The sequence below is a fragment of the Ensifer adhaerens genome (assembly GCF_002007205.1).
Taxonomy (GTDB): Bacteria; Pseudomonadota; Alphaproteobacteria; order Rhizobiales; family Rhizobiaceae; genus Ensifer; species Ensifer adhaerens_D.
The window spans coordinates 532619-541953 of sequence record NZ_LAZS01000008.1 but is presented as its reverse complement, the minus strand read 5'-3'; the positions used below and the strand labels follow the sequence as shown (position 1 = coordinate 541953).

Annotated in this window: 8 protein-coding genes; 1 reads left to right on the top strand and 7 read right to left on the bottom strand. The window is 64.2% G+C overall.

Annotation, left to right across the window (positions count from 1 at the left end; translation table 11 throughout):
- The 6 genes from XB14_RS20775 to XB14_RS20750 form a co-directional block, all read right to left on the bottom strand.
- On the bottom strand, positions 1-142 hold a 142-nt coding region (locus XB14_RS20775; protein WP_143348463.1), incomplete at its 3' end, for an FAD-binding protein.
- A gap of 138 nt (positions 143-280) precedes the next feature.
- Positions 281-1783: an aldehyde dehydrogenase family protein gene (locus XB14_RS20770; RefSeq protein ID WP_077963488.1), complete on the bottom strand. Its 1503-nt coding sequence runs from the start codon at positions 1781-1783 to the stop codon at positions 281-283.
- Positions 1784-1893: 110 nt separating this feature from the next.
- Positions 1894-2910, bottom strand: coding sequence for an AraC family transcriptional regulator (locus tag XB14_RS20765; protein WP_077963487.1), 1017 nt, complete (start codon positions 2908-2910; stop codon positions 1894-1896).
- A 39-nt stretch (positions 2911-2949) separates the two neighbouring features.
- A complete protein-coding gene (locus XB14_RS20760; protein ID WP_077963486.1) occupies positions 2950-3891 on the bottom strand; it encodes an electron transfer flavoprotein subunit alpha/FixB family protein in 942 nt (313 codons plus the stop codon).
- Entirely contained in the window at positions 3888-4640 is a 753-nt protein-coding gene (locus tag XB14_RS20755; protein WP_077963485.1) for an electron transfer flavoprotein subunit beta/FixA family protein, read from the bottom strand. Before XB14_RS20755 ends, XB14_RS20760 begins: the two co-directional genes overlap by 4 nt.
- A 38-nt stretch (positions 4641-4678) precedes the next feature.
- Positions 4679-5923, bottom strand: coding sequence for an acyl-CoA dehydrogenase family protein (locus XB14_RS20750; protein WP_268802294.1), 1245 nt, complete (start codon positions 5921-5923; stop codon positions 4679-4681).
- 417 nt (positions 5924-6340) lie between these two features.
- Between XB14_RS20750 and XB14_RS20745 the strand changes: the two genes are divergently transcribed.
- The gene (locus XB14_RS20745; RefSeq protein ID WP_210190031.1) at positions 6341-8035 is read left to right on the top strand and encodes an amidohydrolase; all 1695 of its coding nucleotides are present in this window, start codon (positions 6341-6343) and stop codon (positions 8033-8035) included.
- A 234-nt stretch (positions 8036-8269) separates the two neighbouring features.
- On the opposite strand, the gene selD is transcribed toward XB14_RS20745, so the two are convergent.
- A complete protein-coding gene (gene selD / locus XB14_RS20740; RefSeq protein ID WP_234804092.1) occupies positions 8270-9325 on the bottom strand; it encodes a selenide, water dikinase SelD in 1056 nt (351 codons plus the stop codon).
- Between the last annotated feature and the right edge of the window lie 10 nt (positions 9326-9335).

Here is a 9335-nt window from a genome sequence, read left to right as displayed (position 1 = left end):
CGACCTCGGCGCCCTTTTCGAGCACGACGACCGAAAGCTCCGGATTGACCTGCTTCAACCGGATCGCCGCCGCCAGACCGGCCGGCCCCGCACCGACGATCACAACGTCGAACTCCATGCTCTCGCGTTCAACCATCTGCATGCACCTATCAATTGGCGACCCTACTGAGGCGCGCCGCGCGGAACGCGACGGACCGCTAGAAGTTCGCACGGCGACGAGCCGAAGACGCGGCGTCGTCACCGTGCTGGATGTCTGGTTCAATACTGGCCCAGGGCGAACTCAGTCCTTCGGCGGCCAGACCGGGATGGTGCCCCGGCCCGACGGAAAGCGCACGTTCTTGGAGCGCGTGAATTCGCGCAGCGTTTCCGCGGCATTTTCCCGTCCGAAGCCGCTTCCCTTCTGCCCGCCGAAGGGAGAGCCGAGGAAGGCGCGACGCATGTAGTTGTTGATGAAGATCATGCCCGCCTCGAGCCTGGCTGCGATCTTGCCGGCATGGGCCTCGTCGGTTGTGCAGATCGCCGCCGTCAGGCCGTATTCGCTGTCATTGGCGATGCGGATCGCCTCTTCCTCGGTCGAAAACCGCATGATGCTGGCGATCGGGCCGAACATCTCCTCGCGCGCCGCGGTCATGTCAGGCGTGACATCTGCAAGAACCGTCGGCGCGACCCAGTATCCGTCTTTCAATCGCTCCTCGGTCGGCAGCTTGCCCTGGGTGACCAGACGGGCTCCCTCCTTCAGCGCGATATCGAGATAGGACAGCACCTTGTCGCGGTGCTTGGCATCGACCATGGCGCCGATATCGGTCGCCGGATCGAGCCCGTCGCCGACGACCAGCTTCTCGGTCGCCCGTGCGAACCGCTCCAGGAATTGGTCGTAGAGCGCATCGTGCACGAGGATGCGCGACGTCGATGTGCAGGCCTCGCCCTGATTGTAGAACATGCCTTCGAGCGCAACGTTGATCGCGACGTCGAGATCGGCATCGGGAAGCACGATCAGCGCGTTCTTTCCGCCAAGTTCCATCGTGGCATAGGTGAGGTTCTGCGCCGCCGACTGCAGCACGCGCCGGCCCGTCATCGTCGAGCCCGTGAAGGTGATGCGCTCGACCAGCGGATGGGAGGCAAGTGCCGGGCCGGAGGCAAGGCCTGCGACCGCATTGAGCACGCCGGGCGGCAAGATTTCATTGGCGAGCTCGACGAGGCGCAGCACCGTCAAGGGCGCCTGCTCGCCCGGCTTGATGACGACGGTGTTGCCGGCGGCGAGCGCCGGCGCGCACTTCTTGGAAAAATGGATCGGCGGCCAGTTGAAGGGCAGGATCGCGGCGACCACGCCATAGGGCTCGTAGCTGATGCGCGCCTCGATCGGCCCCTGGTCGAGGATTTCTCCGTGGATCGTATCGGCGAGACCGCCGAAATAGTCGAAGCAGGCATGGCAGAACGACAGGTCGAAGCGCAGCGCATCGCGCCGCGGCTTGCCCACTTCGCGCGCCTCGATCTCGGCAAGCTCGTCGACATGCTTGCGGATGTGGGCGGCGACTTCGCGCAGGATCTGGCCGCGCTCGCGCGGCGAGCGATCGCGCCAGGCCTGGAAGGCGCCGCGTGCGCTTCTGACCGCCCGGTCGACGTCGCTCTCAGAAGCATTGGTCACATGCGCGATGGTCGCGCCGGTCGCCGGCTCCTCGACGCTGAACGTCGTGGCGCTGCCGTCGTCCAGAAATTCCCCGCCCACGAACAGGCCGGACATCCGGAGCGGCGCCCGCGCCTGATCCTCGACATTCCTAAGCATTGCTTCTCCTCCCATGTTGCTATCAACCGCAAATGCCGGACCGGATCCCGGTCAGGCTCTCCTCTGTCCGACGGACAATCCCGTTGCCCGGCTGGTTCCGTTTGTTCCGCCTAGCTCCTGCTCCTTGGCGAGAGGCCCGCAGCCTGCGCGGCGAGGCCGCGCCGGGCTGTTGCGGGCACGGCGAGGTCGCTCAGCCGTTTCGCCCGATAGGCCGTCGGCGTCATTCCGACCGACTTTCGAAACGCCCGCAGGAAATACTTCTCGTCGTTGTAGCCGACGGCATAGGCAATCCGGCCGATCGGCTCGTCGGTCAGCACCAGGCGCTCGCGCGCATCATCGATGCGCATCTCGCGTATCAGTGCGTTGAAGCTGGTGCCTGTGTGCTGCCGCAACAGCGCGCAGAGGCGGCTGCGGGAAAGCCTGGCATAGGCGGCCGCCTGATCGAGCGTCGGCGAGCGCAGGTAGTTCTCGGCAATGAAGTCGGAGATCCTGCGCATATGCCCGCTGTCGCGGCCGATCGCTGGGAGCACCGGCGACAATTCGTCGAAACGATCCTCATAGGCCCGGCAGATCCTGGCGAGCATCAGCGTCAACTCGGCGCGAATGATCTCCCCCGTGCAGATCCGATCTTCGGAATGCTCCAAGATCATCACCCGGCAGGCCTCCTCGACGTGCGCCGCCAAGGCTTCGTCGAGGTTGAAGTCGATATGCCCCTGCCAGGCAAAGGGCGTCAGTTCCGGGGCGATGCGCACCAGTTCCGAGATCGGATAGGAGCGCGTGATGCCCGGCCGGAGGAAATCCAGATCGAAATAGATCACGACAGACCGCGACGCGCTGCTGAAACGCATCTGATGCGGGGTCATCGGGGCGATGAAATAGACCGAACCCGGCTGCGGCTTGTAGGATCTGAGACCGACGCGCGCCGTCGGCGCTTCGCTCATGAAATAGACGATCTGAAAGTAGTCGTGCTTGTGCGCCGGATATAGCCTTTGGGTCTTTTCGACCAGACGAATATGGAACCGCGGCGCGTCGGCCCGTTCGAGCGCGTAGGAGCGAAAGGGCGCCGACAGGGTATCGTCAACGTCCTGATCCGGATCGCCGCCCGGCTGCCCATCTGTCCGCACCATCTCGTCCTCCCCGTTTACCTCAGTGCCGATGCCGCCTGCTCAAGTCGCGCTTGCAAGCGTTCCCTTCAATTCGGGAACGGCCTCGAAGAGATCGGCGACAAGACCGTAGTCGGCAACCTGGAAGATCGGCGCCTCGGCGTCCTTGTTGATCGCAACGATCACCTTGGAATCCTTCATGCCCGCCAGATGCTGGATCGCGCCGGAAATGCCGCAGGCGATGTAGAGGTCGGGCGCGACGATCTTGCCGGTCTGGCCGACCTGAAGGTCATTCGACACATAGCCGGCATCGACCGCCGCACGGCTCGCGCCCAAGGCCGCCCCCAGCGTGTCGGCGAGCGGCGCAAGCACCGTCTCGAAATTGTCGGCCGAGCCCATGCCGCGCCCGCCGGATACGACGATGCGCGCCGAGGTCAGGTCGGGCCGTTCTGAAACCGCGACGGCGTTGGCGACGAAGGTCGACAAAGAAGAGCTTGGGGCAACCTCGACCGTCTCGATCGGCTTTGCCTCACCCTGACCCACGGGTCGGAATGCCGACGCCCGGATCGTCAGAACGCGCTTCGGATCTTTCGAGCGCACCGTCTGAACGATGCTTCCGGCATAGATCGGACGGCGAAACAGGTCGGGACCATCGATCGCGATCACGTCCGAGATCTGCATGACGTCGAGCAGGGCTGCGACGCGCGGCATCACGTTCTTGCCGGTCGAGGTGGATGCCGCGACGATGGCGTCGTACCCCCCCGACTGAGCAACGATCAGGTCGGCGAGCGGCTCCGCAAGCTGGTTGGCAAGGCTTTCCCCTTCCGCGACCAGAACCTTGGAGACGCCGTCAAGACTGGCGGCCGCCAGGGCCACGTCGTGACACCCCTTGCCCGCGACGAGCACGTGGATGTCGTTGCCGAGGCAAAGCGCGGCGCTGACCGCCCTTGCCGTTGCCTCGTCCAGTTGCGCATTGCCGTGTTCGGCCAAGACAAGCACGCTCATGCCAGCACCCCCGCTTCCGTTTTCAGTCGTTCGACAAGCTCCGCCACCGATTTCACCTTGATGCCGGCGGCCCTTGTCGGCGGCTCTTCGAGGCGGACGACTTCCAGGCGCTCCTCGATGACCAGGCCGTAGTCCGAAGGTTGCCTTTCCTCCAGCGGCTTCTTCTTGGCCTTCATGATGTTCGGCAGCGACGCGTAGCGCGGCTCGTTCAGGCGCAGATCCGCCGTGACGATTGCCGGCAGGGCGAGCGCGAGCGTCTGCGATCCGCCGTCGACCTCGCGAATGACGGTGGCGCGGTCGCCATTGACGGTGAGCTGCGAGGCAAAGGTCGCCTGCGGCCAGCCGAGTTTTGCGGCCAGCATCTGTCCGGTCTGATTGCAATCATCGTCTACGGCCTGCTTCCCAAGAAGGATCAGGGCCGGCTGTTCTTCGCCGGCGACGGCGCTCAGCGCTTTGGCGACCGCCAGCGGTTCGGTCGTCGCCTCCGTCCGGACGAGGAGGCCGCGATCGGCCCCCATCGCCAGTGCGGTCCGTAATGTCTCCGTCGCCTTTTCGGGACCGACGGAAACGACGACCACCTCGGAGGCAATGCCCGCCTCCCTGAGACGGACCGCTTCTTCGACCGCGATCTCGTCGAACGGGTTCATCGTCATCTTGACGGCGGCAAGGTCGAGACCGCTGCCATCGGACCGCAGCCTCACCTTTACGTTCGGATCGGCAACGCGCTTTATCGCGACCAGTATCTTCATCTTCGTCCTCCCGAGCCCGCCATCTCCTCCGCCACGCCCTAGTTTTCAGGGCCGGCGTATTTACCGGCCGTTGCCGGGAACATGGTCTTGATGATCTTCATCCGGCTGACATCGACGGTCGCGTCCATGTGCAGGAAGATGGCGGCATCGCGGAACAGCTTCTCGATGCCGAACTCCAGCATTGCGCCATTGCCGCCATGCAGTTCCAGCGCGTGGGTCGCGACCTTCATGATCTCCTCCGACGCGTAGACCTTGGCCATGTTGCAGAGAACATCCATGTCCGGATGCCCCTCGTCGACGGCCCTGGACGCCCGTTCGATCAGGGCGCGCACCGCCTCGATCCGGGTCGCCATGTCGGCGAGCCTGAGCGCCACCGCCTGGTGCTTGATGAGAATACGTCCGCCCTGCACGTAGTTCTGGACGTAATCGGCCGTGCGCTCGAAACAGGCGACGCCGACGCCGAGGTTCTTGGCCGCCTGGATGATCTTGCCGGCCCGGAAATACTGTCCGGCGCTGCCAAGCGCGGTGTTCTGCACAAGGAGGTGATCCGCCGGCACCCGGCAGTCTTCGAACACCAGTTCGCCGTTGTTCATGAAACGGCAGCCCATCGTCTCGTTGCACTTCGTCACCGTCAGGCCGGGCGTGTCGCGCGGCACGAGGAAACTCGAGGTTCCCTGCAGCATGCCGACGGAGGTATCGGTGTTGGCGTAGACGACGTAGAGGCTCGCATCGAAGCCATTCGAGATGAACTGCTTGCGGCCGTTGATCACCCAGTGCCCGTCCTTGAGCACGGCTTTCGTATGCATCGCCGCCTCGGGCACGTTGTAGGGAAGCCAGCGATCGGAAGCTCCGCGCGGCTCGGTGAGGCAGTGCGCCAGCAGAAACTGCGGATCTGCCAAGAGGCGCGGGAACCATTTGTCCTGCAGATGCTTCGGCGCGAATTCGCGCAGGAGGATCGAGACCTTCCAGTTCTGCACCAGCTTGTCGGCAAGGCCGGAGTCGCCGCGGGCGATTTCTTCGGAGATGAGCGCGAAGGTCCTGACCTCCGTCTCGCGCTCGAGGTCAACGCCGCCATAGGCTTCCGGCACCCCGAGCGTGCGGACACCGATCGTCTCGGCGCCCTCCAGGATCGAGCGCGGCAGCCGCTCACCCGGGCTCATGTCCCATTCGCGCTGCCAGTTCGATCGAATGAAGGGCGTCACCGCATCGTCGACGAAGGCGCGGCAGCTGTCGCGCATCATTCGCTGTTCCTGGGACAGTGAGCCGTCATCGGCGTGGATCATTTCTCGCTCCCTTGGTTGATCAGGCGGGTTCCTCATCCTGCCGACAGATTGGTAGCGCGCCGTCCCGGTGGACATGAGGTTCGAGTGTGCTCTTTTGGTGGACTATCGTCCAATTCGACGTGGATTTTCTGCGCCCTATCTGAAGCAATCGAACGCTGGCTCGCGTCTCGACGGCTCCGCATACGATCACAGTCTTGCCCGGCGCCCGCAAATATCGCTGTCCTATTTTCAGGACACTGTGATCCGATTTCAGCACCTAGCGCGCGTTTGTAGCGCTCGTATCTTTTTTAAGCCCGCCAGCTCAGGCGCGGCGAGACGGCTCGGCCACCATCCGCCGCCGCACCTGCCGGAGAGGTGACACGAACCACCCGCAACCTCCGGCAGTTTGGTTTCATCGATCCTGTTGAGGAGAGTGCCTTGATCCGCCGGTTTTCGACCTTCTGCCTCGCCGCGGCGCAGCTTGCCGTTTTCACATCGCCATCCCTGGCAAGCGATCGCCCCGACCTTGTGCTCAGAAACGGGACGATCGTCACCATGGACGACGACCGGCCGGCAGCAGAAGCGCTTGCCATTTCCGACGGCCGCATTCTGGCGGTCGGCACGGATGAGGAAATCCAGGCCTTCGTGCAGCCGGGCACCAGGGTTCTGGACCTTGGCGGACGCACCGTCATTCCCGGCCTTGTCGATACGCATATCCATGCGATCCGTGGCGGCCAGACTTATCCGTTTGAAACCTACTGGCATGACGAAACGAGCCTTGCGAGCGCGCTTGAAGCCTTGAGGACGGCAGCGCGGGATCGCGCCAGGGACCAGTGGGTCACAGTCGTCGGCTCCTGGCATCCGGACCAGTTCGCCGAGCGCCGCGCGCCTGACGTGGCCGACCTCGACAAGGCCCTGCCGGACACCCCGGCCTATGTGCAGTATCTCTATGACTACGCGCTCGTGAACACCAAGGGGATCGAGTTGCTTGCGCTCGACAGCGCCACACCAAAACTGCCGCCCGGCGTCAGGATCGAGCGCAACGGCGAGAACCGCGCAACGGGCAAGCTCTTCGGAAATATCGGCTCGTTCAACGTGCTCTTCGGACAACTCAGTGCGATTGGAAAGGAAGAGCGCAAGGCAAACCTGAAGACCTTCTTCTCGCATCTCAACGCAGTCGGCGTCACCGGCTTCATCGACCCATCCGCAGGACCGGCCGCCGGCTACGAACCGTTCTTCGCACTCAGGGACGAAGGCGGCCTGACGTTGAGGGCCGGCTACCGCATTCCGGCGGCCCATCCCGGCAACGAAGCCGAATGGTTCCGCGAGATCATGTCGTTCCGTCCCGCCGTTCACGACGACGGCACGCTGAGCTTCTTAGGCCTTGGCGAATCCCTGGTCTTTGCAATGAATGACGGCGTGCAGATGGGGCCGGGTTTCGCACCGCCAAAGGAAGCCCGCGACGAACTCCTGAAGGTCGCGCTCTTTGCCGCGGAGCGACGCATCCCCGTCGAGATCCACGCCTATACCGATGACGCCGCGAGCGCCATCCTCGATGCCTTCGAGGAGGTGCACAAGACGCATCCGCTCAACGATCTCAGGTGGTCGATCGCCCACCTCAACACCGGATCGGAACGAACACTCGACCGGATGCAGAAGATGGGTCTCGCCTACACCGTCCAGATGGGCCCGTACTTCGAGGGAGCGGCGATCGCTGACGCCAATGGCGCCGATGTGGCAGCCGTTTCGCCACCCACACGCCTTGCCATCGACAAGGGGCTGCTGGTCGCAGGCGGCACCGACTCCACACGCATCGGCGTCGCCGGCGTCTGGCAGGCGATAGAGTACCACCTGACGGGGCGTTCGCTGGGAGGCACGGTGCAGAAGGCGAGCGACCAGTTGCTGACGCGCGAAGAGGCGCTGCGGCTTTACACACGAAACGCCGCATGGATCGGCTTTGCCGAAGAGGATCGGGGCACGCTTGCCGCAGGAAAGCTCGCCGATCTCGCGGTGCTCGACAAGCCGTATCTGACGATTCCGGTCGACGAGATCGATACGATAGGATCGGTATTGACCCTGCTTGGCGGCAAGGTCGTGTACGATGCCGGCGCCCTCCAATCCGCAGCGCAATAACCGGGAGTGCAGGGCGTGCACCCGTCACGCCCTTGTGGGCCCTATGCGTGGACAATCGTCATCTCATTTGCGGCCGTGACGAACCCGGCCGCAATACGCTGACCATCGCCGGGATATGACCCGCACGCCCCGGCGCGGGAGAGGTGACACCCTCTCCCTTGTTTTGCAAGATTGAACGCCGCTTTCGGACGAACTGTGGTGATAGCGGTCCGTAATGGCCAGAGCCCGCCAACGCTACGCGACCACCAGTTGCGCCGGTCCGGCCACCGCTTCCCCAATCACTGCCGCACTGAAACCATGCTTGCCGAAGAGATCGAGGACCTCCTGCGCGCAGGTTCGCGCACAGGCGACGAGCAGTCCGCCGCTTGTCTGCGGATCGCAAAGCAGCGCCTTGTCGACCGTGCCCATTTCGCGCGCAAAGGCCACATCCTGCCCGTAGCTTGCCCAGTTTCGCCCCGAGGCACCGGTCACGAAGCCGGCGGCGGCGAGATCGAGGGCGCCTTCCAGAAGGGGGACGGCGGACCAGTCGATCCGGACCTGGCAGTTCGACCCGCGCGCCATTTCAAGGGCATGGCCGGCAAGGCCAAAACCCGTCACGTCCGTCATGGCATGCACGCCGGAAAGCCGCGCGAGATCGGGCCCGGCCGTATTGAGGCGGGTCGTGCTCTCGATCATCCTGATATAGCCGGCCTCATCGAGCGCGCCCTTTTTCAACGCCGCGGAGAAGATTCCGACGCCGAGCGGTTTGCCGAGGATGAGTACGTCGCCGGGAAGGGCGCCGCTGTTGCGCTTGAGATGCTCAGGCTCGACGAGTCCAAGGGCGACGAGGCCGTAGATCGGTTCGACGGAATCGATCGTATGGCCGCCGGCGATCGGAATGCCGGCAGCCCGACAGGCAGCCGCACCGCCATCGAGAATGGCCCCGATTGTCGCCGTCGACAGCACGTTGACCGGCATGCCGACGAGCGCCAGCGCGAAGATTGGCGTGCCGCCCATGGCGTAGACGTCGCTGATGGCATTGGTCGCAGCGATCCGGCCGAAATCGGTGGGATCGTCGACAACAGGCATGAAGAAATCGGTGGTGGCAACCACCGCCTGACGGTCATTGAGACGATAGACAGCCGCGTCATCCGACGTTTCGATGCCGACCAGCAGTTCCGGCGGCACCGGCAGCTGAACACGTCCGCGCAGAATTTCCTGAAGGACGCCCGGTGCAATCTTGCAGCCGCAGCCGCCGCCATGGGCGAGCGAGGTCAGGCGCGGCTCGAGGGAAGCGGGGATGCTGCTCACGGTTCGAAAC

What these genes read in the sequence shown, in the direction of transcription:
- XB14_RS20770 (WP_077963488.1), bottom strand. Translation starts at nt 1,783, where the DNA reads ATGCTTAGGAATGTCGAGGATCAGGCGCGGGCGCCGCTCCGGATGTCC.
- XB14_RS20765 (WP_077963487.1), bottom strand. Translation starts at nt 2,910, where the DNA reads ATGGTGCGGACAGATGGGCAGCCGGGCGGCGATCCGGATCAGGACGTT.
- XB14_RS20760 (WP_077963486.1), bottom strand. Translation starts at nt 3,891, where the DNA reads ATGAGCGTGCTTGTCTTGGCCGAACACGGCAATGCGCAACTGGACGAG.
- XB14_RS20755 (WP_077963485.1), bottom strand. Translation starts at nt 4,640, where the DNA reads ATGAAGATACTGGTCGCGATAAAGCGCGTTGCCGATCCGAACGTAAAG.
- XB14_RS20750 (WP_268802294.1), bottom strand. Translation starts at nt 5,923, where the DNA reads ATGATCCACGCCGATGACGGCTCACTGTCCCAGGAACAGCGAATGATG.